The sequence below is a fragment of the Streptomyces lushanensis genome (assembly GCF_001700515.1).
GTDB lineage: Bacteria > Actinomycetota > Actinomycetes > Streptomycetales > Streptomycetaceae > Streptomyces > Streptomyces lushanensis.
In genome coordinates this window covers 1-452 of record NZ_MAUD01000697.1, presented here as the reverse complement: position 1 = coordinate 452, position 452 = coordinate 1, and the positions used below count along the sequence as shown (strand labels likewise).

General features: G+C 70.8%; 1 protein-coding gene. It reads left to right on the top strand.

All coding sequences use genetic code 11. The annotated features are described in order from the left end of the window. Positions 1 to 452 (top strand): acyl-CoA dehydrogenase family protein (locus tag BFF77_RS32475; RefSeq protein ID WP_169922767.1); only part of this gene is annotated, 452 nt, incomplete at both ends.

The following is a 452-nucleotide window of genomic DNA, read 5'->3' as shown; positions in this document are numbered from 1 at the left end:
GTGGCACTCGCCCGTAGGGAGAGGCAGGCCGGCGACCACGGTCCCGAATGGTGCCTGGCGATCGTCAATCTGCGTCAGCCCGGCATCCATCGCTACGAGACCCCCCACATGGGGCTGCGGGGCATGCCCTGGGGAGGCATCGTCTTCTCCGACGCCCAGGTCGCCGAAGCGGACGTGATCCCCGTCCCCTTCAGCGAACTCGCCGAAGGAATGACCTGGGGCTGGCTGCTGGTGTCGATCGCCGCCATAGCCACCGCCGAATCCGCGCTCGCCGCCTCGGTCCGGCACGCCCAGGAGCGGATCTCGTTCGGCCGTCCCCTGGCGCACATGGAAGGCGTACAGGCGCAACTCGCCGAGTCCCGCGCCCAGATCGATGCCGCCCGGATACTCGCCCGCCGTGCGGCGACCGAGCGTGCCGCCGGCCGCTCGGCCCGCCATCTGATCGGCATGCT